Here is a 26163-nt window from a genome sequence, read left to right as displayed (position 1 = left end):
CTGCGGCACCTCGCTCGCCGTATCGGCACTTAGAACTATGCGGTATTGCCCTTACATTTGATGCTTCTATGATACAACATTTTGGTGTTAAATGCAAGCGGTTTTAACACACTTTCGTACTTTAGTGTATTGACTTGTTTGGGCAAATTTGCTAGAATATTAAAAGATGCCAAGACCGAACAAATGCAAATTTTACAAAGAAAGAGGTCGGCGCACCGCTGTGCGCCTTTACGCTATGCAGCAGAATGAACGTAACACCGCCCTGTATGAGGCGATCCTGCGACTGAACAGCCTGGATGAGTGCATCCGCTTTTTTGACGACCTGTGCGCCGTGACCGAGCTGCGCACGATGGAGCAGCGCTACGCTGTGGCCGGGTGCCTTTTGCAGGGCAAGGTCTACAGCGAGATCCGCCGCGAGACCGGCGCATCCAGCGCCACGGTCAGCCGCGTGAACCGTATGCTGAACTACGGCACCGGCAGCGTGGCCGAGAGCGTGCGCGAGGACCTGGCCGCACAGGGCGTCACCGCCGACACAAAGGAATAAGGAGGGTCCCACCATGTCCGTTTCGATTCAGGATTTCGGCAAGTCCACCAGCGGCCAGACCGTTAAGCTGGCGACGCTGAAAAACGATTTTATCGAGGTGCAGCTGCTGAGCTATGCCGCCATTATCCATCGCATCATCGTAAAAGACCGCAAAGGCAATCCCGTGGACGTCGTGCTGGGCTATGACACCGCCGCCGACTATGAGCTGAACACCGACAGCATGGGCGCCGCCGTGGGCCGCTTTGCCAACCGCATTGCGGGTGCGCAGTTCCCGCTGTATGAGGAGATCGTCCATATCACGCCGAACCAGAACGGAAACTGTCTGCACAGCGGCCTGCACGGGTTCAATCACACGATGTTTGACGTGGCGCTGACCCCCGGCGAGACCGACAGCGTGACGATGACGGCCACGAGCCCCGCCGGGACAGACGGCTTTCCCGGCAATTTTGAGCTGACCATCCAGTACAGCCTGGCCAAGAGCGGGCTGGTCATCCGCTACGGGGCGACCACCGACGCGCCTACCGTCTGCAATATGACGAACCACAGCTATTTTAACCTGAACGGCCACGCCAGCGGCAGTGCGCTGGGCCATCGCGTGACGGTGGACGCCGATTTTTACCTCGAGGCCGACGCCGCCAGCATCCCCACCGGGCGCAAGCTGCCGGTCAAGGGCACCCCGATGGACTTTACCGAAGAAAAGACGCTGGGGCTGGACATCGGCGCGGATTTCACCCCGCTGACCGATTGCTGCGGCTACGATCAGTGCTATGTCATCCGTGACAGTGGTCTGCGCCACGCCGCCTGGGCTGTCGGCCCCGAGACCGGCATCCGCATGGAGGTACTGACGACCCTGCCGGGCGTCCACCTGTACACAGCCAACTTCCTGGCCCCGGTCACGGCGGGCAAGGACGGCGCACACTACGCTGCCCGGGATGCCGTCTGCTTTGAGACGGAGGACTTTCCCGACGCGCCGAACCACCCGAACTTCCCCGACACGACGCTGCTGCCGGGCAAGCCGTACAGCTCGACGACGATCTACCGGTTTGATTTGGCGGAGATGTGAAAACGGGCGAACGATGTTCGCCCCTACAGCACCCCTTTTTCACTTGCCTTGTAGGGAGGGGTCTTGACCCCTCCGCGGGCGGATATGGAATCCGCCCCTACGGACCGGCAAGCAGCGTCGTAGGGGCCGCACATGTGCGGCCCGCGGCCTTCCCACAGACGCTCGCCCGCCTTATCCTGCCGGGCCGGGCATACCCGGCCCCTACCGCGTAACCGTAAAAAGAACCGCCCTGCACGTTTTTTCGTGCGGGGCGGTTCTTTTTTACTTCTCTTTGCTCAGCAAGATCCGGTCATTGTCCAGCGCGTGGCCGACGTTCTCTGCGAAGCGGTCCAGCAGGCCGTCCACGGTGGTGTGGGCGCGCTCCCCGCCGCTGATGTCCAGCACAATATGACCGTGGTCCATCATCAGCGTGCGGTTGCCCAGGGTCAGCGCATCGTGCATGTTGTGGGTGATCATCAGGCAGGTCAGGTGGTTTTCGGCCACGATTTTTTTTGTCAGCTCCAGCACCTTGTCCGCCGTGCCGGGGTCCAGCGCCGCCGTGTGCTCGTCAAGCAGCAGCAGCTTCGGCGTGACGAGGGTCGCCATCAGCAGGGTCAGCGCCTGGCGCTGGCCGCCGGACAGCAGACCCACGGGCTGCTTCATGCGGTCCTCAAGCCCCAGACCCAGCGCGGAGAGCTTTTCGGCAAACAGCTCCCGGTCCTTTTTGTTGATGCGGGAGAACGCCGAGGTGTGCCCCGACGCGCGCAGGAAGGCCAGCGCCAGATTTTCCTCAATCGTCATGTGCGGGGCCGTGCCGCGCAGCGGGTCCTGGAACATGCGGCCAATCGCCTTGGAGCGCTTGAAGTCCGGCAGGAAGGTGATGTCCCTGCCGTCCAGCGTGATCATGCCGGTGTCGGCGATGAACTCGCCCGCAATGGCGTTGAACAGCGTGGACTTGCCCGCGCCGTTGGAGCCGACAATCGTCGCAAAGTCGCCGTCGTCCAGATGCAGGTTCACGTTTTCGAGGGCGACCTTCTCATTGACAGTGCCCGGATTGAACGTTTTGCCGATGTTTTTCAGATCAAGCATGGCGGGCACCTCCCTTCTGGGCGTTGGCGCGGCGGCGGCGGAAATCTGCCTTGGCCTTGAGGGCCGGGGCTGCAATGGCCAGCGCGACGATGACGGCGGAGATCAGCTTCAGGCACTCCGACGGGACGTTGGCACGCAGAGCCAGCGCAATAATGAAGCGGTAGATGACGCTGCCCGCGACGGCGGCCACAGCCTTGACCCACATACCGCCGCGGCCAAAGAGCGTCTCGCCGATGATGAGCGAGGCCAGGCCGATGACGACCATGCCGGTGCCGAGGTTGATGTCCGCCGAGCGCTGGTACTGGGCCAGCACCGCGCCGGACAGCGCGGTCATGGCGTTGGCGATGCAGAGGCCCACCGTGATGGTGAAGGCTGTGTTGATGGACGACGCACGGACCATGTCCGGGTTATCGCCGGTAGCGCGGATGGACAGGCCCATCCGGGTGCCGAGGAACGCGATGAGCAGCGCGCAGACCACAACGGTGACAAGCGCCGCCACGATGAGCTTATAGGGTGCGCTCTCGCCAAAAACGCTCTGTGCAGCGGTAAAGACTGTTTTGGTTTTCAGCATGGGCACGTTGGAGGAGAAGCCCATGACCGCAAGGTTGACCGTGTACAGCCCCGTGTTGGTGATGATGCCCGCCAGAATCGACGGCACAGCGAGCTTTGTCTGCAAAAACGCGGTGATAAAGCCCGCCGCCGCACCGGCCAGCATGGCCAGCGGCAGCCCCAGGAACGGGTGGCCCGCCACGGCGGCGGTGGCCGACACGGCGCAGCCCAGCGTGAACGCACCGTCGGTGGTCATATCGGCGATGTTCAGCACGCGGAAGCTCAAAAACAGCGCCATAGCGACCAGCGCGTAGATAAAGCCCAGCTCCAGTGCATTCAGCACGGTGGCAACGGTAAACATAGGGTGACTTCCTCTCTGATTAAACTTGTCCCCCTCTGCGAGGGGGATGTCCGCAGGACAGGGGGAGAGAACCTTGCCACTGCCCGAAATATTTCGGGTGATGGCCAGGCTCTCTCCCCCACCGCCTGCGGGCGGAGCCCCCTCCCAGAGGGGGCCGGGATTTTTTTATTCCGCCGTGGTGACCTCGACGACCTGGCCGGCCAGATCGTTGAAGGCGCTGTAGTCGATGCCCAAGGCGGCGGCAGTCTCGGTGTTGACGGTGATGATGCCGCCGTCCATGACGTGGTACGCGGGGACAACGCCGGTCTCGAGGATGTCGAGCGCCATGTCTGCGGTGTAGGTGCCCAGCTCGGTGTAGTTGACGCCGCAGGTTGCAAACGCACCTGCCGTGACGAAGCTGTCCGCGCCGGTGTAGAACGGGATGCCGCCCTTGGTCAGCGTCTCGGAGACAGCGGCGGCAGCGGCCATGACCACGTTGTCCGTCGGGGTAAAGACGGCATCGACCTGGCCGACCATGCTGGACGCGGCGGTCATGATCTCGTCGTTGGTGTTGCCGGTCTTTTCGACGTAGGCAATGCCCTTGGCATCCAGATACGCCTTGGCCTCGGCAATCGGGGTCGTGGAGTTGGCCTCGGAGTTGGAGTAGAGCAGGCCGACGGTCTGGATGTCGGGCTGAGCGGCGAACATCATATCCATGATGGACTGGGTGTTCAGCGCGTCGGACGTGCCGGTGACATAGTCAATGTCGGTCAGGTCTGCGGCGGCGGGGTCGGAGATGGCCGCGTAGATGACCGGGGTCTTGGTGGACTCGGCGGCGGTGGTCATGCACTGGGCGGCCAGCGTCGCGATGGGAATGATGGCGTCATAGCCGTCGGCGACGACCTGTGTGCCGATCTGGTTCAGCGTTGTGGCGTCGTTCTGGCCGTTGAAGTCCTTGTACTCGATCGTGATGCCCTTCTCGGCGGCCTTGGCATCCAGCTCTTTTTCAATAGCCACGCGGATCTCGTCGAGGCTGGCGTGGTCGAGCTGCTGGACAATGGCGACCTTGTAGCTGTCAGCGGCGGCGGTGTCCGCGGTGCTCTCAGCAGCGGACGCGGTGGTCTCGGCGGAAGATGCGGCAGTGTTGGCGGTATCGGCGGTGTAACCACAGGCGGCCAAGCTGGTCATCATAGCGGCGGCGGACAGAACAGCAACAAACTTTTTCATGGTAAATTCTCCTTACTTTGTAAATTGTAGTGAATGTCAGGTTTGTAGGGGCGGTCATTGCCCCTATAGTGCCCGGTGCGTTTCCGGGCCATCCAGTTTTACAAATTCAGGCTTGCCATCGCTCTTTCATCAGGTTCATGTTCCCTCTCCCCCATTGTTAAAAACAAAACTGCCCTTGCACAGAACTTCTCCTGTGCAAGGGCAGATAAAACAAATCTGTGGTGCCACCTTGCTTGCCGTGCTTACTATACTATCACGGCCACTCTGTAGGGAACCAACATTCCCCTGCTCTGTAACGGGAGCTGCCCGTCAACGGATACTGCGGGCCATGCCCGTTTCCCCGTGCCCTCCGCGAACCATTATGCAGACCCGCTCTGTATCCCCTTCCCAGCATCGGGGACTCTCTGTAACTGCGCTGTGTGCTTTACTTTCGCTTCATTGGTTTAAAGCATTTATACCACACACGGGCGTGTTTGTCAACACCCAATTTCAAATTTTATTCAGATTCTGCGGATTCCGGCGACGCCATGTTGTTTTTATCCAACACAAACAGTTTTTGCACCTGTTCGGCCACGGGGGTGTCGGTGTCCTTCAGCAGGCAGTTCTCCGTCAGGTAGGGGCTGTCCTCGCCGTCCAGCACCAGCAGCATATCTTTTCCGCGCAGGGCGTCGCTGCCTAAGGCTTCGGTCAGGCTGTCGGCGTCCCAGGCGGTCTCGGTATCGTCGGGCGTGAAGCTGCCGGCGTTGCTCCAGGTGCCGTAGACTGCGCCAATGGCGCAGACGCGCTGCGGGTCCTCGTCCTCGCCGTATTTCTGCTTATCCAGCTGCGCCTGCAGCTCGGACGCCATGCTGCCCTCGGTCATCAGGGCGCCGGCCTCGTCGGTAAAGATCAGGATGCCGTCCTTCTTATAGGTTTTCAGCAGCTGCTTCGCGTCGTAGGTCGGCAGCTCACTGTCGTCCGCGACGTTCAGCGTGCCCTGCATGGCGTAGTACAGGCGGGACACGGCGGCGTAACTGCTGCCGAAGAACCGCTCCATCTGGCGCGGATATTTGGCCATCGCCGTCTTGAACCAGTAGACGGCATTGCTGGTCGTGCCGCTGCGCATGACCTGCACAGCCTCGGTGATCTCTGTCTCGGGCGTGTTGTGGCTCGCATTGGCCAGCACGGTCAGCGCTTTGCCCACTGTCGCACTGCGGGCATCTGCCCCCAGACCCGCGGCGTGGAAAGCACCGGGGTAGCGCGTGCGGACGTGCTCCCACAGGGTGCGGGCGCTGTCGCGCCGGTCGGCGGGCAGCACGGACAGGTAGCTGTCCAGGCTCCCGGTATTGCCGGTCTGCAGATAGTTGTCCAGCAGCACGCCCGCGGCGGCGCCGTCCGGCACGGCCACGACCCGCACGCCCGCGCTGTACAGCTTGTCGATCAGCGCACCGCGCAGCTCATTGCCGCGCAGGTTGTCGGTGTCGGCCACAAAGACGCGGTACTCGTCGCTGCCGAAGTCCGACGCATCGAGCGCATAAGTCATATCAATGCGGTGCAGATACTTACTATTGTACTCCTCCACGGGGTTGGTCACGTCGGCGCTCTCGCGGGTCGCAATGACCAGCTCGCCCGCGGCCTCGGCGGCGGCGGTCTCCGGCGTGGCGGCAATGACCTCCTCGGCGGTCTTATCATTGTACAAAAAGTCCTGCAATGCCTTAATATTCACGACCCAGTCGGGGTCGTACATCAGGCGGTCATCCATGCCCGTGCGGATGCCGTAGGTGCCCTGCAGCGGCAAGGACATCTGCTGTACATCGCAGCCCAAAAAGCCCGGCAGCTGCACGAGCAGCGCGGCGATCTCGGACTTGGTAAAGTTCGTCTGGATCAGCGGCAGAATGGTGTTGAGCAGGTTGTCCAGCTCCATGACGCTGGCGTTCTGCACCTGATCCAGCACGGCCTTAATGACGGTGCGCTGGCGCTCGACGCGCTTCCAGTCGTTGTCGATCTTGCGCAGACGGGCGTATTGCAGCGCCGTGTAGCCGTCAAAGTGGTTGGGGCCCGGGTCAACGTGGTTGACGATCAGCATCGAGTTGGAGGGGACCTCCCAGTTCAGGGCCTTGGCCTCCATCTCGGTAATATCAAGGTCTACGCCGCCGACGGCGTCCACGATCTGGACGAAGGAGTTGAAGTTGACGCGGACGTAGTGGTCTACCTGCACGTTGAAGCAGTCCTCGATGGTTTTCATTGTCAGCTTTGCGCCGCCGTAGCGGAAAGTGTGGGTGATCCAGTCGTACTGGCCCTCATAGCCGTCCAGCAGGATCGGCACACCGGTGCCGCGCTCGATGGAGACCAGCCGGATGACGTGATCCTTGATGTCGAGCGAGACCAGGATCATGCTGTCGGAGCGCGCGTCGTCGCTGAACTCGGTGGTGTCCTCCGTGCCGTCGAGCTGGTTCAGGTGGGTGAAGGCATCGGCGTCGTTGACGGCCTCGGTGCGCTCGTCGGTGCCGATGAGCAGGATGTTCAGCACGCTGTCGTCAGAGAACGGGCTGCCCTCGGGCATTGTCATCTCGCTTTCGGTGTGGGTCAGGCCGGTTCCGTCCAGGTCCTGGTCCTCGTCCGCGCCGATCTCACCCATCTCGCTGACGCTGCCGTCATCATAGCGCAGCAGGTCGAGCTTGCCGTTGACGTAAAGGGCCGCCAGCACAGCCAGCACGGCCAGAATGCCGACAACAATGACTGCGATTTTGCCGCCCTTGGGCAGGCGCCGCCACGGGTTCCTTTTTGGCGTTCCATCGGTTGTTTTTTCAGTTTTCGTTTCCAGTTCGTTCATATTTTTACTTTCCCCTGTTGTTGCCTTACCTATAATCCTATTGTGTAGGGGCGAGCATTGCTCGCCCGTGCCCGCTTGCCATGTACACAGCTTTCCCGGAAAGAACTGCCGCGGCAAGGTCGGCGGGCGGCCAATGGCTGCTCCTACACGTATTACGTGCGTTTTAAACGTTTGGCGATTTGCCGCACATCACAGCAATAATACAAAAACGCCAGCCCTGCAAAGACGGTCAGTCCCAGTGCACGCCAGGTGAACCAGCCGTGCTGGATGCTGTGGGTGCGCAGCACGATGAACCACGCCGGGGTCATCAGCGCGCAGAGCCCCAGCGGCAGTGCGCGTGCGAGCTGCTGCCTGTCCCGGATGCTGGCCGCAAACAGCGCCAGAAGCAGAACGACAGCCAGCACCAGCGGCCAGAACAGGTGTTTGCCCGCCAGTGTTATGTATACAAAATGTAAAATATTACCCCAGGTCAATTCCATACCGTGCCAGCTGTCAGCGGCAGTGCGCACGCCCACCTGATGCAGCGCGTCGGCAATGACGTTCTGCCCGGTGACAAGCCCGGCCAGCACCCACTTGGATGCCCAGCAGAGCAGGTAGCCGACGCCCCACGTCAGGCTGCCGCCCACAACGATGCCGCACTGCCTTGTGCCGGCCCGCAGGCGCTGCTGCGGCTCAAGCAGCCAGCAGACAAGCGGCAGGCCAAGGGTCAGCACCGGCGTGACGAGCAGGTCACAGAACGACGTCACAACACCAAGAACCAGCAGTGCCAGGCAGACATCATCGCTGCGGCGGGGCTTGGCCAGCACCCAGACGCAGCCCGCGTAGGCAACGGCAAAGCAGGTGAAAAACTGTACCTGATGCGGTGCCCAGAACGCCGTGACCAGCAGCTGACTGACCGCGAACCACACCGCGGCCCGCAGCCCGCAGCGGCGGCGCAGCAGTACCGCCACCGCGGCAAACAGCGCCGCCAGCACCAGATACTGCACCACGCGCACGCCGGTGATGTCGGTGACCAGCAGCAGCGGGCGCAGCCAGATCAGGTAGCCGTGCCAGTACCGCGCGTAGGAGAACGGCACAAGCGCGGGCGCGTCGGTGCGCTGTGCGCCCGCGGCCCAGTCCCTTTCTATGTACCATTGCAGGTCGTCGGCCAGCGTCTCAAAGTTATCGACGTTGTAGGCCGTATTCGTCATCATGGCGGTCAGCGGCGGGGCCTCGTCGGCGGACGCGGCCTCGGTCAGCATGATCGTGTCGGTGTAGTTGTCCATCTGGAACAGCTTGAAGTTCAGATATTCCGGGTACAGCCCCTCACCGGCGATTTTCACCGCTGAGTCGTAGACATGGTCCCGCACCGGCTCCCCGGGCAGGGCGTAGGCCGCCAGCAGCAGCACGAAAAGCGCCGCCAGCGTCACGGCGAACGCCGCCAGCGCCCGCAGGGCAAAGGGTGGTTTTTGGTTTTTTGGTTTTGCCATGCGGCACCCCTTTCACACAAAAATACAGTTTAATTATAAAACAAAACTCCCGCCGTTGCAACGGTGGGAGTGTGAAAAAAGGTTGAACAAATATTGGGACGTCCTTGCCTCCCTCTGCGAGGGGCCAAGGGAATGTTCCCTACACCATATCCGTCTGCCTGGACACCGACAGCACGATGCCCATCTCCCCCAGCAGCATCAATAAGCTGGTGCCGCCCGACGAGAAAAACGGCAGGCTGATGCCGGTGTTCGGGATCGTGTTCGTCACAACGGCCATGTTCAGAATTGCCTGCAGCGTGACCTGCACGACGAACCCGACGACGAGCAGTGCGCCGAACTTATCCCGCGCACGCACCGCAATCGACATGCCGCGCAAGAGCAGCAGCAAAAACAGCGCCACGACCAGCGCCGCCCCGATAAAACCAAGCTCCTCACACAAAATCGAAAAAATAAAGTCGTTCTGCGGCTCCGGCACGTACAGATATTTCTGTCGGCTGTTGCCCAGCCCCAGCCCGGCCAGCCCGCCCGACGCGATGGCGTAGAGGCTCTGGATCGTCTGGTGACCTTCGCCCAGCGGGTCGGCAAAGGGGTCGCGCCACGACGCGAGCCGGTCCGTGGCGTAGGGCACCAGCTCCGGCAGCGCAATGACCGCCGCCGCAATGGCCGCCGCGCCCAGCCCCCCGGCCAGCCCGAACCAGTGCAGCCCCGTGCCGCCCACAAACATCAGCACCGCGCCGATGGACAGGATCAGCAGCGTGCCGGACAGGTGCGGCTCCAGCAGCATGAGCACCGTGACGACCCCCAGAATCAACGCGAACGGCACAACGCCTGTGGAAAACGACTTCATCTTGTCATGATTCAGTGAGATGATATGCGAGAACACCAGCACAATCGAGAATTTTGCGATTTCACTGGGTTGCAGCGTGCCCAGCCCCGGCAGCACGATCCACCGCTTGCAGCCGTTGTACTCCGGCATGAAAAGCACGATGGCAAGCAAAAGCAGCGAGATCCCCAGCATCGGCCAGGCCAGCCTGTGCCAGACGTGGTAGTCCACCAGGCTGGCCGCGTACATAGCCAGCACGCCCAGCGCCGCAAACAGCAGCTGCGGGCGGATGTAGGTGTAGGCGTCGCCGCGGCGGTAGAGCGCCACCGCGTACCCCGCGGAGAACAGCATGATGAGCCCGTAGCTCAACAACAGCAGCAAGATCAGCAGAAACGGTATGTCGAATGTCGGCAGCGATGCCGCCCGCGCCCGAATCCTTTGTACAAGTGCAGCCATAACAAAGCCCCCTGCGCAGAGTGTACGCAGGGGGCGGCGGGTTTATGCTTTTGTCAGCGGTTCAAATCAAGGCTCAGCATCGTGTAGCCGTTGGCGCCGTTCTGGATGCTCTGGGCGCTGGCCTCATAGCAGGCCTGCAGGACCTCCATGTTGGGCTGGGGCGCGTCCGGGTCGGTGATGGTCCCGGTGGCAAGGGCCTCGTTATAATTCTCAATAACCTGGGCACAGATGCGGCGGCGATCCCGCAGCGGTGTCAGCAGGTTGGCCATCCACTGCTGGTACATGCCGTGGTAGTCGCTGCCGTGGTCAGCAAACAGAAAGTAATATTCCTGCTCGACCTCCATGGGCGACGCCTGGCGGCAGTAGAAATCCCCCAGTGCCGCGCGCTTTTTATCGGTGGAGTATTGCAGGATGTCCGACAGACCATTGGGGAAAAGCTCTGGGTGCCGAATCCATTTGGAGTACGGCTCCACCTGCACTTTTAGCGCATCAAAGACGGCCAGAAAATCCTCAAGCGCGATTTTCATCTCGCCCTTTTCCCATTTCTGGATCGTGCGCTTATCCCGGCCCAGGCGGTCTGCCAGTTCCCGCTGTGAAACACCCGCTGCCTCCCTCGCAGCGGTCATTGCTTCTGCCACACGGCATCGATATGCGGACATAACATCTTCTCTCCCCTCAAAACGCGATTCACCGCCGGAAAAACAGCAAAGCGGCGGTGCAAAATGCGCCGCCAAAATTTCCGGCACTGGTTGTGTACTTTGCACACCGGGATATGCTATATTGTGAAGGGCGGCATCTATAAGTACACTAACACTACCACAATTTTACTCTAGTTACCATTTTTTGTCAATATATTTTGTTATGTAGCATAGCAGGAGTGGGTGAAAATCGTGTATACCTATCGCGTTGTCTGTCAAAAGCTCTCCGCGCCCGAGCTCGGGCCCTACACTACCTACGGCATTCTGGCCGCGCGGGACCTCCGCGGCTGCCAGCAGGTCGTACAGTTTATCTCCGACGTATCGTTGGATCGCGCCTTCGTCGAGGCCCTCGCACGCCGCTGCACCGCCGCCCAGCTCGACCCCTGCCACCTGCTGGACGTGGTCGAGGATGCTATCAGCGGGTAAAGCCTTCCGCCCCCAAAGGCTCCGACCAGGGGCGAGGTGCGCCCTTTTGCCGGGTGTCCTATAGCGCAAGGGACACCTCTCACATGCTGTTCCCGGCAAGCGCAGTCCTTGCCCGGGTGTGTTTGCCGTGCGCCTTTTTATGCGGCCACCGTAACTTGCTTGTCAGCTCCTGCTCATACTCCGGCGTGTCAAAAAATCACATTCGTGGCCTATTGAATATGTAGGGGCGACCATTGGTTGCCCGCCAACTTGGCGCAGCAACGCCTTTTCCGGGTAAGTTTTTTCACAGGCAAACGGGCACACACACGACCAAATTCACGGACATTCCCGTTGAATTTGTGTTGTGTTTACGCTTTTTTGTGGCGATTTTTGCGCAACAGTTGCGCAAAAGCATCAGCAAAATTTCAACAAATGCTTGGCGGTGTGTATAATAGTTGCCGAAAGCGCTTGTCATTGTGACGAATTCGACAAGTCAAAATTTTGCAATCTGCCAAAAAATCACTTGCTTGAATGTAGCCGTATTGAAATTTTCATTCCAAAGTATTATACTGTTCCTTATAAATAAAAAGGCACACACAAACATACCGTGTCTTACTTTTCCCGACGTAAGCGCAATGTTTGCACATCGGATTATATTCTCAAAAAAGACTGTAAATACAGCTCCGCTTGTGGAAAAAGTCCGTTTCCGGGCCAGATGTGCGCAGCGCATAAAATCGCGCCGAATGGCGCACGTTCCCCCGATATATCGTGAGAACACACATGAGAACACACATATAGAAAAGGAGTCGAAGCAAATGACGAAAGCATTTTCTATCCTGCACCGTGCGGCGGCACTGCTTGTCGCCCTGTGCCTGCTGATCGGTATGGCTCTGCCGGTTTATGCAGCTGAGGATGAGGCTTTATTTTTTGACGCAGGTTCGGAAACGATTCCGACCATTCCTGCCGCAAACACGTCAAGCGAGGGTGTAGAGCCTGCGCAAGAACCTATTGTATCCGACTTGGAAACGATTCCGGATGAAGGAGATACCCCGCCCACTGCGAACGAGCCGGGAACAGAAGCGGGAAACACGGTAAACAATACAGCAGCGGTTCCGAACAATGACGGCAAAACCCAGGAAGCGGCAGAAAATCAGACTCCCGCCGCCGACACGGACACCGCCCCTGCCACCGACAACGCCCCTGCCGCCGACAAGGACGCCACGGCCGACAAGGCCACCGCCGTCAACGCGCAGGAAACCACGGCGGCAAAAACCAACACAGAGCAAGATGTTCTTTTTGCTGACGGGGACAACCCCAACGAAGAAGATACTATGCCTGCGGATGATTTGCCTGACAACGATGACGCGAACACACCTGATACGATAGCGGACACGGGCGCATCGCAGGGCTTTATCCCGGCAACGGCAACCATTTATTTTGAGGATGACGGCCGATACGATTCCAAACTTGGCGGAAAATGCACCATTCATTTCCATGCGTGCACCGATAGCAAAACGAACGCCTACATAGACAAGGTCATGGCGGATACCGGAGAGACAGTAACCGACCAAGATGGGAAACAACACAAAATCTTCAGCGTTACGCTGAATTCGGCGGACTATCCAGCGGGCGGGTTTTATCGAATCATCTTCCAGTATATGGAAGGCAATAGTTGGAAAGAAGAAATCAACGCCTTTGGCAATGACAATGTTAGCAATACTGACAAGCTGACAGCGATTGATTTGCTTGCCGGCAAAAAGCTTGTCAGTGTAGGCATTACTAACAATGATCAGCTGAGCACACATTTCAACCAAAATCAACCCTACAACCCCTCCCAATGGACGCGCGTGGAGTACTATTACAAGGACACGCCGCTTTACTTCCAAAATGCAAGCAGCACCGACCTTAACAACGTAACCGCAGTATTTTATAAACAAGATGGAACCAATGGCACGGTAAAAACCACCAGCCTGCCAATCGGCACGGTGGAAGCGGGCAAGTTTTACGCGCAGAAAATCCTGATCCCGGACAATCAGTCGCAGTTTGTACAGTTCACTTGGGACGGCAACGGCGAAAGCGACCTGTATAATTTCAGCACAGACCCCTACGACAACGTACCAACGTTCGACTTAACAAAAGCCAATTGCTTTGTCTACAATGATTCCGCATCCTCTTGGCAAAGTGCGGGCAACGATTTGCTTGCCAAGGGCAAAACCATTTACTTTGATGCCACGCTGTCCTCTTACGGTTACGAGGGCGAGGGTTTACAGCAACAGCCTATGCCGGGCAGTAACAAGAAAATGTACTGCTTCCTGACGGATTCAGCGAGCATTGTTACCTCGCAGGAGATGACGTTGGTAAAAGCCGACCCCGCCACTCCCGACCCCGCCACCGACCGCCAGCTGTGGTCTTACACAATTCCTGACGGAAAAACTTACACCGCAGTGCAATTCTCCGCAACGGATAACCAAGACGCCACTGCACAAGACAACAAAACCAAGGTGTACACCACGGCGGAGCTTCCCCCGACACTAACGGAACCCTGCTTCTTTGCCGACGATGGCGACCCTTCGGCTTACTCGCAAGGCACCGTTGTCCGCGACGGCTACTGGGGCGAGAAAGACTCCCTCCACGATGCCGAAAGCGGCAAAAACTCGACCGTTGTGGACATTGATAACAGCGGCATTTTTACCCAACAGAAGGGTACAAAGTATATCACCAGCACCCTGTACGATTACTACACCGACTACGAGCTGAACGGCTTGAACCGTGACAGCGCCCCGAACATTGACGGAAGTTCCCAACGCAGGTTTGTCACTTTTGAGCAGTTTGACCGCGCCCTCAGCAGTGCTTACACGAAAAGCGACAATGTAAAATACCCGCTTTACACCGGGCATTTCGAACCGACTGGAGGGGCGTCTTTCGCGGGTGTTGCCGGTGGTATGAAGCTGTATGGCTGGGGCAAACCAGACGGCGATCCAGACCAAAAGGCATTATACAACACCTTTATGGCGGTAAACAACTCCACCTATGACGATAAGGGGGGGCAACAGAGTGGTGATTACTCCCGCACCTTCCAAGGTCTTGTAGAAAGCAAGACTTCTGACGGTTCGGCAAACGGTCTGCCGCTGTTAAGAGCCAAGGATTCCATCACAACAAATGCGCTGGTTGACCCGCACTTTGATGAAGCATTCTTGCAAGGCAAAAACAGCTTTAACACCGTGCTGGGCAAGGTGTATAAGGATGTTTCCTTCCCGTTCACAAAGGACGCCGTTTTTAAGAGCAGTACCAACCCAAACGACCCAGAACAATACGCCGAATATTGGTACTACGACAGCAGCAAAGCCTCGCTGTATCTGAAGCAGGATAAGGGCGACGGCAAGTATTATCTGGAATCCCCCATAGATGATGAGGGCAAACCCACCACGCACGCCAACTCAAAAAACATTAATGCATCACACGGCTTTTTCCCGTTTAACCAAACAGTTTCCACAGTCGGGGCGTCCCAATACAACTACGGCTTTGGCGCCAAGCTGCAATTTGACTTTACGCTTACAGACGACGGTCAGGTCGTTGCAGGTAATGATTCCAACACCAAAGTCCCCATCAAGTTCTTCTTCTCCGGTGACGATGACGTGTGGGTCTACATTGACGGCAAGTTGGTTCTGGATGTCGGCGGTGCGCACGGCAAAGCGTCCGGTTTGCTGGAATTTGGCAAGGACAACACCGTAACCCCCTACGTCAGTTCCAACAAGAACACCGACACAAAAGACCCCATGGTCTACACGACTGATGCCAAAAACAAAACCGTCTACTTCAACCAGACCCCTATCACGTTCACCAAGACGACAAGCAAAGCCATCCCATTAGACAAAGACCTCACCACCCACACCCTGACCATGTTTTATATGGAGCGCGGTATGTGGGACTCCAACATGGCGGTGGCGTTCAACTTCCCCGACAGCAACGAATTGCAGGTTGAAAAGGAGGTCAATGTCGACAAGGTAAACGACGCGTTCAAAGATTTATTTAAAGATCAAAAGCTCTTTACCTTTACCCTGCAAAACTTGGCTACGCATTACGGCGCAAAACCAATTGCTGACAACGGCACCCCCAAACCCGTGGAAGTCGGCAGCAATTTCACCGCCAGCAGCAGCAATACTGACAAAACAACCATGGAAAAGGACGATAATCCGCCCGACAAAAGCGGAACATACCATGGTCAAACCGTAAAATGGTACGCCCAAGGGTATGATAAAGGCAGCCAACACCGCGACCTGCGCTACGGCACTATGACGCTGGAAAAATCGCTCAACATCGAAAAACGCGACTATCTGTCCTTTGACGTTTACGCCGTGGGCAACACGGGTGACGGCGTTCTGTCCACCAACTACCTGTATCTGACCTTGGAGGACGACAAGGACAACCAGATGGGCTGCGATTTGACTAACGGCCAAAAGTCCTATCTGAACACCATGCTCAGCGGCAGCGTTGTGATGCAAAACAACCAATGGGTCACGGTCAAGTTGCAGCTGAGCAAAATGCCACAGGACGATGGCTTTGACCTGAAAAACATCAAAAAAATCCGCATTGGCGATGACTACGAGCGCACGGTTTACTTCCGCAATTTTGTTTTTACCGCCAAGCCCGTGGTAAAACACATGGTGGGCTTCTCGGTAGAGCAAGAGGATATCCCGGACTATGGCTCGGTGGAAAACAATACCTTGAAGCCCGCCAGCGGCGCGATATTTACGTCCAGCGTAGCGAGCAGCGGCACGCAGGCGGTGGACACCGATGGCACGTTTGATTTGCAAGACGGCGAAACCGTGACCTTTACGGACCAGTTCCGCCGTGGCAGTTATATCTCGCTGCAAGAGACGGAAAACACCGCCTTGTACGACACCCGCTGGGAAGTGTACGAGAACGGGACGTTGGTCAACACAGCGGGGGAAAGTTCGTCTGTAAACGCCGCATCCCCCCTCCCGCTGCAAGGCAACAGCACAAAGCCGGAGGATAACCGAACCGAAAAGGCGGATAACCCACCAACAGACAACAGCTACGACGGCAACAAGCCCAAAGACGCAAAGACGCTGGTGTTCCGCAGTTACGCCGCGCCGGAAGAAGAATTCCCCAAATTGAAGGTCAAGTTCATTAACACCGTCAAGGTCGGTACGCTGGTAATTAAAAAGGAACAGGCGAACGATGGAAGCGATTTGACAGGCAAAAGCTACAAATTTACCGTCACCTTCAGCAACGTTGGCGGTATCGGCTTGGGCGGCGTAGAACCAATGACCAATACCATTCCAGTTGACGAAAGCTGGGAAATTACCGGCATCCCCATTGGCACACGCTTCCAGGTAGTTGAAACGCCCGCCGATGGCAGCAGCCTGAAAAGCGTAATCTGCGACGCCACTGACGCAAAGTACGATGTGGACAACGGTGTGCGCGGCACGGTTACCAGCGAAGCAGAACAAGTCACCGCCACCTTTACCAACACGGCACACCAATTGATGGATATTGAGGTGGAAAAGCAGTGGCAGGATGCAGACGACAAGCCGCTGACCGATAACCTGCCGGATGCGATTTGGGTCAAGCTGGAGCGCCGCCATGTGAATGACACAACCGGCGCGTGGCAAGACGTGCCGTCTATGGACGCTGTCGAGCTAAAATACGACTATATGTCCAAAACGTGGACGCACACGTTTGAACGTCTGGACAAGACGGATGTCAACGACGGCAACACCCCCTATGTGTACCGCGTAGCGGAGTGCGCAAGCAAAGACGGCAAGTATAAGGCAGACGGTACGGTTACGATTGGCGCATACACCTACACCGCATCGCAGACCGACCTTACCGATGGCAAAATCACCCTGACCAACAAGCGCACCGACCCGGAATTTGCCCTGAACCTTACCAAAATGGGCATAGACGGTACAACCACTCCCCTGCTGGGCGGTGTGGAATTCAAGCTGGAAAAGCTGAAGGCTGACGGCACGGCTGAAGCACCCAAAACGTGCATGACGGGCAGCGATGGCGAAAGCCAAGGCAAATGCAGCTTTACGTCCCTGTCCCCCGGCAACTACCGCCTGACCGAGACCAAGACCGCCGATGGCTACACCCTGCTGAGCGAAGCCATCGAGTTTACGCTGAAAGCGGACGGGCAATGCCTACGCGATGGCGCGGCGTTTGGCGCGAAAACCACAGATGCCGACGGCGTGTGCAACATTGCCCTGACCATTTACAACCGCAAGGGCTTTACCCTGCCGCACACGGGCGCGGACGCACCCAGCCTGTGGCTGCTGATAGGTTTGCCCGCACTGGTGGCTGTGCTGCTGGTGCTGGTGTTCCGATACAATAAGAAAGGGGGCAAACATTCCTGAACCCCCTAAAAAAGCCCTCTACACAAAACAACATAGAAAGAAAGAGGTATGCAACAAGATGAAACTGAAACGTTTATTTACCGCAATCCTCAGCGCCGCCCTGGCCCTGAGCCTTTGCGCCATGCCCGCAATGGCGGTTGAGGGCACGACGACGACGGGGACGACGCCTAAGACAAGCACAAGCACGATTGACATAGGCCAGAAAGGCTCTATCACCATCTATAAGCGCGCACTGGATGGTACCGTATCAGGCACCGCCGGTGATGGCGAAACGATGACGGCACCGGGTACTGCATTGAAGGATACAGGCTTTACCCTCTATCAGGTCATGAATACACAGCAGTTGCTTGACTACTATAATGATAACCCAACTGACAAGCAGGTAGAAGTTGAGGACTACTTTACTGACTATACTAAAGATAAGACGGCAGCAGGGCTAAAAGAGAAGTATAAGACTCCTTATAGGGAACAAGTGTTTACAAATGCGCAAGGCGTGGCCCAATTCACCGAACTCGATGTCGGTATGTACCTTGTGATTGAAACCCAAGCCCCGCAGGCTGTTACCGTACCCGCGGAGCCGTTCCTGGTTTCGATTCCTATGACCCGCATTGGCGACACGGCAGAGGGTGAGGCCAGTCAAAACCAAAAGCAATGGCTGTATGATGTGACTGTCTACCCCAAAAACAGCATTGCCAAGGGCACGGTAAAACTTGTCAAGCTAGGCAAACAGGGAGATAAAACAACAAAGCTGGCAGACGTCCAATTTACCCTGTACAGGAAGAGTGACACAAAAGATGAATATACTCCGGTACAAACTGCCGATCCCTTGGTAACTGATGCTAACGGCGAAATCGCTTTGAAAGACCTTACCAAAGGCCGCTACTATCTGCAAGAAACAGGTTATACCGCAAATAATGACAAGGGCTATATCCTGAACACCACAGGCAAATTCTACTTTGACATTGACAAAAATGGCAAGGCTGTGGCGGCAACTGACCCTGCCATTACCGATACGAATAAAGTGAGTGACGCAAGCTTTACCATTGACACTACCGGCACTACTTTGACCGTCACGAACTACAAGCCCGATATTAAAAAGACCGTCACCAAGCGCGACGGCACCGCAGATACACATGAAGCCGATTACGGTGTTGGCGATGACGTGCAGTATACCCTGACTATCAAAGTCCCTGAAAACGTCGCCAGCCTGAAAACCTTCAAGGTTACCGATACCACGGTTGCAAGCCAGTTACTTCAGAAACAGGAAAGCGTAAAAATCAGCGGCAAGAATAGCGCGGGTACAGCAGTGAATGAAATCGCTGCATCCTCCGTTACCGTTACTCCAGATAAAAATAACTCCGTTATGACGGTTGACTTTACGCCGAGTACTTTGGCTGCCGTTGCCGGCGGTGAAATTACTATTACTTATACCGCTACCGTTCAGAGTGGTGCAGTTGTTGCCGGTGATGGCAACGTGAACACTGCCCAAATCGTCTATTCCCGCACAACCAACACCGAAATCGATGAAGGAACTGACGGCAACAAGCCCTACGAAATCACGGATAAGGGCGTTGTTTACACCTTTGCCCTAAACATCCACAAGACCGGCAAGGGCGGTACCGAGGGCGAAAAGGATCTTAAAGGCGTCACCTTTGACCTGTACAAGAAGGTGGATACGGAAAAGACGAATGACAAGAATGAATATCTCTTCTGCGGCAATCCATACACCGCTATCAATGACACCGATGCCCAAAAACTGGGCTTGAACGATTCTGGCGCAACTGAAAAATGGATCAAGGTCAAGACCCTTACAACGGGCGATGACGGCAAGGACGGCTACGCCTCCGCAAAGGGTCTGCCCTCCGGCACCTATAAACTGGTCGAGACCAAGACCGTGAACGGCTACAACCTGCTGTCTAAGCCTGTGGATGCCAAACTGAACCTTACCTATTCTGAAGCATGGGAAACCAAGACAACGTGTGATAAAAATGGCAACCTGACCAAGCGTACAATAAAGACCCCGACCTACAAGAGAGACGGCGAGACTGTGACCCCCGGCGAAGAGATTAAAATCATCAACCGTGCGGGCTTTACGCTGCCTGTCACCGGCGGTTTCGGTACGCTGCTGTTCAGCGGTATCGGTGTGCTGCTGGTTCTGGCGGGCGTCGGCGTTCTGTTCAGCCTGAAAAAGAAATCCAACCGTGCGTAATGCGCACCATCCAAACACCCACAGCAAAATAAACGGGTAATCCATAGGGGAAGGGCCGGAAACAGTTCTTCCCCTATGGGCGGTTGTGGCAGTGCGTCACCCATTTACAGAAAGGCTCTTTGCAATGGAAACCACCGTCAAATTAAAACTTGGCTTTGCTGCGCTGATGATCGTCTCCGGCATCGGCGTGGCCATGTACCCCGTTGTCAGCAACGCGGTGGCACAGCGCCACGCAAGCTCGGTCATTGAAAGCTACAACGACAACGTGCAGTCGATGGACGCCGAGAAAATCGACGCCGCCAAGGAGGCTGCGCGCCGCTACAACCAACAGCTGAACAATGCCATCGACCGCGACGCGGCGGGCGAGGGTGCCGACATCGGCACAAGCTATGTGGACATGCTGGACGTGGGCGAGAGCCTTGGCTACATTACCATACCCAAAATTGACGTAAACCTGCCCATTTATGAGGGCACAAGCGACGATGTGCTGGTAAAGGGCGTCGGACATCTGGAAGGCTCCAGCTATCCGCTGGGCGGCGCGGGCACCCACAGTGTGCTGACGGGGCACCGCGGTCTGGCCGAGGCCGTGCTGTTTACCGACCTGGACAAGCTGGGCGAGGGCGACCGTTTTTACCTCCACATCATGGACGAGGTGCTGGCGTATCAGGTAGACCAGGTCAAGGTCGTGGAGCCGGAAAACACCGAGGATCTGGAAATTATCCCCGGCGGGGACTACTGCACGCTGGTCACCTGCACACCCTATGCCATCAACACCCACCGTATGCTTGTGCGCGGCGCCCGTGTGCCGTATAACGGAGAGGACGAGCAGCCCGACACGCCGCAGACCGTGCAGTACCAACAGCTGAATACCGGCAACGTGGTAAAGCGCATTGTGGACGCCTGGCCGTGGATCAGCGTGACGGGCAGTGTGGTTATCGGCGGTGAGGCGCTGCTGTTGCTGCTGCTGTTGCACCGCTGCAAAAAGCGCGAGGAGGAAGACTGATGAAACGCCTGTTTCTGCAAATTTTTGCATGGCTGGCAATTTTGCTGGGCGTAGGGCTGATGCTGCAGCCCACGGTCAGCCGATATCTGACGGAGCAGAAAAGCACAAAAACCGTGCAAAAATTTGTGCAGGCCGCCGAAGCTGCCGCCCCCGCCGCGCCCGAAACCTCCGCCGCCGAACCCGCGCGCGCCTACCCCGAACTGTACGACGCGTTTCTGGCCTACAACCAACAGCTTTTTGCCCAAGGCCAAAGCGGCCTGAAAGACCCCTTTGCCTACGAGACCCCCGCCTTTGACCTGACGGGCTACGGCTTGCCCGACGACGTTATCGCCGCGCTGTGGATACCGCGTCTGGACTTGGAACTGCCTGTTTATCTGGGGGCCAACGCGGCCAACATGGCCCGCGGCGGCGCGCTGCTGGGGCAGACCTCCATGCCGCTGGGCGGCGAAAACACCAACACCGTCATTGCCGCCCACCGCGGCTATTACGGCGCGGAAATGCTGCGCAACGTGCAGCAGATACAAATCGGCGACAAAATTACCCTGACAACGCCGTGGGACACGCTGGTTTACCGCGTGTGCGAGCTGAAAATTATACAGCCGGACGACATAAACGCCGTGCTGATACAGCCCGGCCGCGACCTGCTTACCCTGACGACCTGCCACCCCTACACCCAAAACACCCAGCGCTACCTGGTGATAGCCGAGCGCGACCCCGACGCAGAGGCCGCCACCCATGCGGCAGACCTGGCCGAGTGTGACGAAACCTGGGACGCCGCACCGCGCCAAGTGACGGTGGAGGCCGACGGAACCTCCGCGCTGGAGGAAGTCACCCCCGAAAGTATCACTCCCCTGCCCCACGAGGGCGGCGGCGAAAACGCGGGCGGCGCGTACTCCAACTGGATGATTTGGCTGGAAAACAACGCCCTGTGGGCGGGATGCCTGCTGATTGCCGCCGTGATCGGCTGTATGCTGATTTGGCGCAGGCATAGAAAGGATTGACCCATGCAGAATATCAACGAAAAGGCGCTGGCCGTTACAGCCGAGGTAAGCAAGGCGGTGCTGGGCAAGCCGGAAGTCGTGCTGAAAATCATGATGGCGATACTGGCCCGCGGCCATGTGCTGATTGAGGATATCCCCGGCGTGGGCAAAACTACGCTGGCACAGGCGTTTGCCCGCGCTATGGACCTGACCCAAAACCGCGTGCAGTTTACCCCCGACGTTCTGCCGTCCGACATTGTGGGGTTCTCACTGTACCAAAAGGAAACCGGCAAATTTGTGTACCACCCCGGCGCGGTGATGTGCAACCTGTTTTTGGCCGATGAAATCAACCGTACCAGCGCCCGCACCCAGTCCGCCTTGCTGGAAGTCATGGAGGAAAGCGCCGTCACGGTGGACGGCGTGACGCGCGTTCTGCCGCAGCCGTTTACCGTTTTTGCAACGGAAAACCCCGTCGGCTCGGTGGGTACGCAGATGCTGCCGGAATCCCAGCTGGACCGCTTTATGGTCTGCGTGGTCATGGGTTACCCCGATGCGGAGGCGGAAATGGAGATTTTGTCCCGCCAGCCACGCCGCGCCCTGCTGGACCGTGTGCAGCCGGTGATGGACAAAAACGACCTGCTGGCTATGCAGCAGCAGGTAGACGCAGTATATATGAGCGATGAAATCAGACGGTATATCGTGGAACTCTCCCGTGCGACGCGGCAGGACAGCCGCCTGATGCTGGGGCTTTCGCCCCGTGCGTCGCTGGCAGTGGCCGGTATGGCGCGCGCGGCGGCTTTTCTGAGCGGGCGCAATTATGTGGCCCCGCAGGATATTACCGCGATTTTTGCCGATGCGGCCCGCCACCGTCTGTGCCTGACCGAACAGGCCCGCACCGGCGGCGATACAGTGCAGAATATCCTTGACGATGTTCTGCACACCGTGCCGCGCCCCCGCCCGGAGAAACCGTTCCATGGCAGGTAAGGTGGGCTGCGCGCTGCTGCTGGCCGTGCTGTTTGCCGCGGCAGCGGTCAGCCGCACGTCGTTTGCGGTCTTTTTGGTGTCACTGGCGGTGCTGCTGGTCGGCTTTTTGGCGTGGTATGTCCGCACACTGCGCAGGGATGTGACGGTAACGCTGCAGCTGCCTGCCCGCCCCGTGCACCCCGACGAGGATTTTGCCGTACTGGTGAAACTGCACAACAACGGGCGGCGGCCCGTGCCGGAGCTGCGTGTCGTTTTGCAGGCTGTGGACGCCGAAAGCGGAACGGCCATTGAACTGCCCTGCGGTGCGATGCTGGCCCCGCATCAGTGTGCCGATTTGCGCGTGACCCTGCGCGCAGCAAAAAGCAGTCTGTGGCGGTTCCGTGTGCGGGAAGCCACCGTGCGCGACCCGTTGGGGCTGTTTGCCGCGCACTGCGCCGTGCCGCCCCAAAGCAGAGAACTGTGTGTGCTGCCCCCCGCCGAGGGCGAGGACGACGGCGCAGGCACAAAACCGCAGAACTGCGCCGAAAAAGTGACTGCGGCGGGCTGCGATTTGACCGACGGCGTTTATGATCTGCGCCCCTACCGTGCAGGCGATTCACCGAAGCTGATCCACTGGAAACTGACCGCCCGCGTGGGCGAGTTGACCGTGCGCGAGCCGTTGGGCGCAACCTACCGCGCTGACCCTGCGGGCAGCGTTTTGGCTGAGGGGGCCGACGCGCCGCAGCAGTTGTTGCACTTTGGGCAGGCCGCCGTAAAGCGGCTGCGCAGATTGACCCGCCGCAAGGACACCGACCCCGCTACGGGGCTGGTATTTGTGGACCGTGTGCTGCTGCCCCGCACCAAGGCCGCTGCCCACCCCATGGCGGAAACGGCGGCGGATCTGCTGATTTCGGAACTGCTGGCCTTGGGCTTGCTGACGGCACTGAACGGTGCGTTTGCACTGGCATTGCCGATTTGGGTGTGGCTTGGCGTGGCGGCACTGTGTGCGGCGTGGCCGGCACTGCACCGCGTCCCGCTTTCCAAGGCGGGCCGTTACGGCGTGGCGCTGGCGCTGGCCGTGGGGTATCTGGTGCTGCTGTTTGCCGTGCAGCAGCCGTTTTTGGCCGGTGCGGCACAGTGCGCGGATGCCGTCAGGCTGTGCCTGGATACACGCTTCAACGCAAATTTTGTGTTGTCCGCCTCGCCGGTTTCGGCGCAGATGGGCCTGTTTGCGCTGCTGACGGCAGTGCCGTTTACAATGTTTTTGGCCGCGCTGACAGCCCGCCACACCGACGCGCTGTTGCTGGGGGCGGTGCTTCTGCCGATCGTGGTGTTCACGCTGTTGGCGGGGACGGGCCGTGCCGTTTTGGGCTGGCTGCTGCTTTTGCCGGGCTGGTTGGGAAGCTGTGCGGCGGCGCGGTCGCTGGTGCGCAAACGGCTGTGGCGCGGCAAGGGTTCCGCTGTCTATGCCGCCAACCTGCAGACCCACCGCATAAACCAAAGGCTGGCCGGTGTCGGCATGGCTGCCATTTGCGCGGTGCTGTTTTTGCCTGCCCTGGCACTGCGCCCCGTGCTGATGCTGCCCTTGAACGCGCTGCAGCCTGTGACCGACAAAATCTGCGCGGCCGGGCTGAGCGCGGCGATCGAGTGGCTGCCGAAAATCAGCGGCGGGGCACTGAATTTCCATGTCAGCGCTGCTGCGGGCGGCGTGGAGGACGGCAGCCTGACACGGGGCGACGGCCTGGCGCTGACGGGGCTGGAGGATATAATGGTCACGACCGACGCCAAGCCGGAGGAGACCGTCTACCTGCGCGGGTTTATCGGCGTGGACTATGACGGCACAAGCTGGCAGGCAGGGAATGCCGCTGCCTTCGACAGTGCCGCAGCAAACTGGAAAACCGACGGCGACGGGCGGCTTGCCATTGCGAACCTGCCGTTTTTGCGCGCGGCATACAGCGGCGCACAGCCGCGGCAAATGACCGTACAGCGTCTGCATGCAAACGATGCCTACACGTTTGCGCCGTACAACGCATATTTTAACGACTACTACACGCCGGACGGCGACGGAGCCATAGCGGGGCAGACCGTGCAGGACGATATGTTCTACTATTTTCCGCGCAAACAGGCAAAGGAACTGCTGGCGGCCCGTGACGATGATGACGCGGGGGTGCTGGACCGTCTGGAAAGCGCCTACGCCGCGTATGTTCGTGCGCGCTGCCTGGATGTGCCCGACGGTGCCGGGTACGATGCCATAGACAAGGAACTGGCTGCGCTGGTGAAGGAGCGCAAACTCAGGGATGATGACATCGATGGCCGACGCGCACTGGTGCGCAGCTGGCTGAACGAGCACTGCCGTTACAGCGCGGACGCCGAGACACCCGACGACACCGACCCGCTGCTGTATTTCCTGAGCGAGAGCCACACGGGCAGCAGCACACAGTTTGCCTCGGCAGCGGTGCTGCTGTGCCGCATGGTGGGGCTGCCCGCCCGATATGTGGTAGGCTACGCCGCACCGCAAAGTCTGTTTACCGCTGCGGGCGACGGCAGCTGCCGTGCTGTTTTGCAGGACGACAACGCCCACGCCTGGGCAGAGATTTACCTTTCCGGGCAGGGCTGGACGCCGCTGGAGGTCACCCCCGGTATGACAGCCGAACTGACCGAGGGCGAGCTTGCCGCCGATGCCGCACAGGCAGGGCAAAATGCCGCAGACAGTGATACACCTCTGCCCGCGCGGCAGGAGGCCGACTCCCCTACCGAAACGCCGCAAAGCGTCCCGCTTTTGTGGGTGCTGCCTACGGTTTTGCTGCTGCTCGTCTTGGCCTTGGCACTTCTGCGCCGTGCAAGGCGCACACCTTTGCAGACCGTACAGGCAGAATTTTGTGCGCTCCATCGCAAGATGCGGCGCTGCGGGCTGGCGGCGGAGGTGTCCTCTGACGAAGCGGCATTTGCGGAATTTCTGCAAACGCATTGCCCGCAGACGGACCGCGAAACCGTGCAGCACCTGCTGGATGCCGTACAGGCGGCACAGTTTGCGCCCGATCCATGCACCGCCGAAACCGCGCAGGAGGTACGCGCCCTGTGCCGTAAATTACGCAAAAAACTGTGCAGACGAACGGTGTGAGGGCTGTGCAAGGGGAAGCTTTACGCAAGAAATAATTGACGATTCGGCAAAAA

16 protein-coding genes are annotated in these 26163 nt (G+C 58.5%); 9 read left to right on the top strand and 7 right to left on the bottom strand.

Going from position 1 to position 26163, the window contains the following annotated elements; translation table 11 throughout:
• Positions 1-235 precede the first annotated feature (235 nt).
• Both B5D32_RS02600 and B5D32_RS02595 read left to right on the top strand, forming a co-directional pair.
• Positions 236-544: a YerC/YecD family TrpR-related protein gene (locus B5D32_RS02600; protein WP_078783534.1), complete on the top strand. Its 309-nt coding sequence runs from the start codon at positions 236-238 to the stop codon at positions 542-544.
• Positions 545-557: 13 nt separating this feature from the next.
• Complete coding sequence (locus tag B5D32_RS02595) at positions 558-1607, top strand: aldose epimerase family protein (RefSeq protein WP_078783533.1); 1050 nt, start codon at positions 558-560, stop codon at positions 1605-1607.
• 261 nt (positions 1608-1868) lie between these two features.
• Here the strand turns inward: B5D32_RS02595 and B5D32_RS02590 are convergent, their stop codons facing one another.
• The 7 genes from B5D32_RS02590 to B5D32_RS02560 form a co-directional block, all read right to left on the bottom strand.
• Positions 1869-2675 (bottom strand): ABC transporter ATP-binding protein, encoded by an 807-nt coding sequence (locus tag B5D32_RS02590; RefSeq protein WP_078783532.1) that lies wholly within the window; start codon positions 2673-2675, stop codon positions 1869-1871.
• A complete protein-coding gene (locus B5D32_RS02585) occupies positions 2668-3585 on the bottom strand; it encodes an ABC transporter permease (protein ID WP_078783531.1) in 918 nt (305 codons plus the stop codon). Before B5D32_RS02585 ends, B5D32_RS02590 begins: the two co-directional genes overlap by 8 nt.
• A 165-nt stretch (positions 3586-3750) precedes the next feature.
• Positions 3751-4791, bottom strand: a complete 1041-nt coding sequence (locus B5D32_RS02580) for an ABC transporter substrate-binding protein (RefSeq protein ID WP_078783530.1) — start codon at positions 4789-4791, stop codon at positions 3751-3753.
• A 496-nt stretch (positions 4792-5287) separates the two neighbouring features.
• Complete coding sequence (locus B5D32_RS02575; RefSeq protein ID WP_078783529.1) at positions 5288-7603, bottom strand: LCP family protein; 2316 nt, start codon at positions 7601-7603, stop codon at positions 5288-5290.
• 152 nt (positions 7604-7755) lie between these two features.
• Positions 7756-9072, bottom strand: coding sequence for a hypothetical protein (locus B5D32_RS02570; RefSeq protein WP_078783528.1), 1317 nt, complete (start codon positions 9070-9072; stop codon positions 7756-7758).
• A 139-nt stretch (positions 9073-9211) separates the two neighbouring features.
• Positions 9212-10351 carry an FtsW/RodA/SpoVE family cell cycle protein gene (locus tag B5D32_RS02565; protein ID WP_078783527.1) on the bottom strand — a complete coding sequence of 380 codons (1140 nt, stop codon included), beginning with the start codon at positions 10349-10351 and terminating at the stop codon, positions 9212-9214.
• Positions 10352-10404: 53 nt separating this feature from the next.
• Positions 10405-11010, bottom strand: coding sequence for a helix-turn-helix domain-containing protein (locus B5D32_RS02560; protein WP_078783526.1), 606 nt, complete (start codon positions 11008-11010; stop codon positions 10405-10407).
• Positions 11011-11241: 231 nt separating this feature from the next.
• Between B5D32_RS02560 and B5D32_RS02555 the strand changes: the two genes are divergently transcribed.
• The 7 genes from B5D32_RS02555 (at position 11242) to B5D32_RS02525 (ending at position 26110) form a co-directional block, all read left to right on the top strand.
• Complete coding sequence (locus B5D32_RS02555; protein ID WP_143402653.1) at positions 11242-11475, top strand: DUF6514 family protein; 234 nt, start codon at positions 11242-11244, stop codon at positions 11473-11475.
• 794 nt (positions 11476-12269) lie between these two features.
• On the top strand, positions 12270-17834 hold the full coding sequence (locus B5D32_RS02550; RefSeq protein ID WP_159446966.1) for a SpaA isopeptide-forming pilin-related protein: 5565 nt from the start codon (positions 12270-12272) through the stop codon (positions 17832-17834).
• A 58-nt stretch (positions 17835-17892) separates the two neighbouring features.
• The gene (locus tag B5D32_RS02545) at positions 17893-20043 is read left to right on the top strand and encodes a SpaH/EbpB family LPXTG-anchored major pilin (RefSeq protein ID WP_078783523.1); all 2151 of its coding nucleotides are present in this window, start codon (positions 17893-17895) and stop codon (positions 20041-20043) included.
• A gap of 124 nt (positions 20044-20167) precedes the next feature.
• On the top strand, positions 20168-21046 hold the full coding sequence (locus tag B5D32_RS02540) for a class C sortase (protein WP_078783522.1): 879 nt from the start codon (positions 20168-20170) through the stop codon (positions 21044-21046).
• Complete coding sequence (locus tag B5D32_RS02535; protein ID WP_078783521.1) at positions 21046-22047, top strand: class C sortase; 1002 nt, start codon at positions 21046-21048, stop codon at positions 22045-22047. The genes B5D32_RS02540 and B5D32_RS02535 overlap by 1 nt, the downstream gene beginning before the upstream one ends.
• 3 nt (positions 22048-22050) lie before the next feature.
• Entirely contained in the window at positions 22051-23010 is a 960-nt protein-coding gene (locus B5D32_RS02530; RefSeq protein WP_078783520.1) for an AAA family ATPase, read from the top strand.
• Entirely contained in the window at positions 23000-26110 is a 3111-nt protein-coding gene (locus B5D32_RS02525; RefSeq protein WP_159446965.1) for a transglutaminase domain-containing protein, read from the top strand. The genes B5D32_RS02530 and B5D32_RS02525 overlap by 11 nt, the downstream gene beginning before the upstream one ends.
• Positions 26111-26163 lie beyond the last annotated feature (53 nt).

The sequence above is a fragment of the Gemmiger formicilis genome (assembly GCF_900167555.1).
Taxonomy (GTDB): domain Bacteria; phylum Bacillota; class Clostridia; order Oscillospirales; family Ruminococcaceae; genus Gemmiger; species Gemmiger formicilis.
Note: the sequence above shows the minus strand (reverse complement) of the source record. Positions and strands in the feature narration are given on the sequence as shown.

Coding starts and splice junctions, on each gene's coding strand:
- B5D32_RS02580 (WP_078783530.1), bottom strand. CDS start 4,791: ATGAAAAAGTTTGTTGCTGTTCTGTCCGCCGCCGCTATGATGACCAGC.
- B5D32_RS02600 (WP_078783534.1), top strand. CDS start 236: ATGCAGCAGAATGAACGTAACACCGCCCTGTATGAGGCGATCCTGCGA.
- B5D32_RS02575 (WP_078783529.1), bottom strand. CDS start 7,603: ATGAACGAACTGGAAACGAAAACTGAAAAAACAACCGATGGAACGCCA.
- B5D32_RS02540 (WP_078783522.1), top strand. CDS start 20,168: ATGGAAACCACCGTCAAATTAAAACTTGGCTTTGCTGCGCTGATGATC.
- B5D32_RS02565 (WP_078783527.1), bottom strand. CDS start 10,351: ATGGCTGCACTTGTACAAAGGATTCGGGCGCGGGCGGCATCGCTGCCG.
- B5D32_RS02595 (WP_078783533.1), top strand. CDS start 558: ATGTCCGTTTCGATTCAGGATTTCGGCAAGTCCACCAGCGGCCAGACC.
- B5D32_RS02560 (WP_078783526.1), bottom strand. CDS start 11,010: ATGTCCGCATATCGATGCCGTGTGGCAGAAGCAATGACCGCTGCGAGG.
- B5D32_RS02525 (WP_159446965.1), top strand. CDS start 23,000: ATGGCAGGTAAGGTGGGCTGCGCGCTGCTGCTGGCCGTGCTGTTTGCC.
- B5D32_RS02530 (WP_078783520.1), top strand. CDS start 22,051: ATGCAGAATATCAACGAAAAGGCGCTGGCCGTTACAGCCGAGGTAAGC.
- B5D32_RS02590 (WP_078783532.1), bottom strand. CDS start 2,675: ATGCTTGATCTGAAAAACATCGGCAAAACGTTCAATCCGGGCACTGTC.
- B5D32_RS02535 (WP_078783521.1), top strand. CDS start 21,046: ATGAAACGCCTGTTTCTGCAAATTTTTGCATGGCTGGCAATTTTGCTG.
- B5D32_RS02545 (WP_078783523.1), top strand. CDS start 17,893: ATGAAACTGAAACGTTTATTTACCGCAATCCTCAGCGCCGCCCTGGCC.
- B5D32_RS02550 (WP_159446966.1), top strand. CDS start 12,270: ATGACGAAAGCATTTTCTATCCTGCACCGTGCGGCGGCACTGCTTGTC.
- B5D32_RS02570 (WP_078783528.1), bottom strand. CDS start 9,072: ATGGCAAAACCAAAAAACCAAAAACCACCCTTTGCCCTGCGGGCGCTG.
- B5D32_RS02585 (WP_078783531.1), bottom strand. CDS start 3,585: ATGTTTACCGTTGCCACCGTGCTGAATGCACTGGAGCTGGGCTTTATC.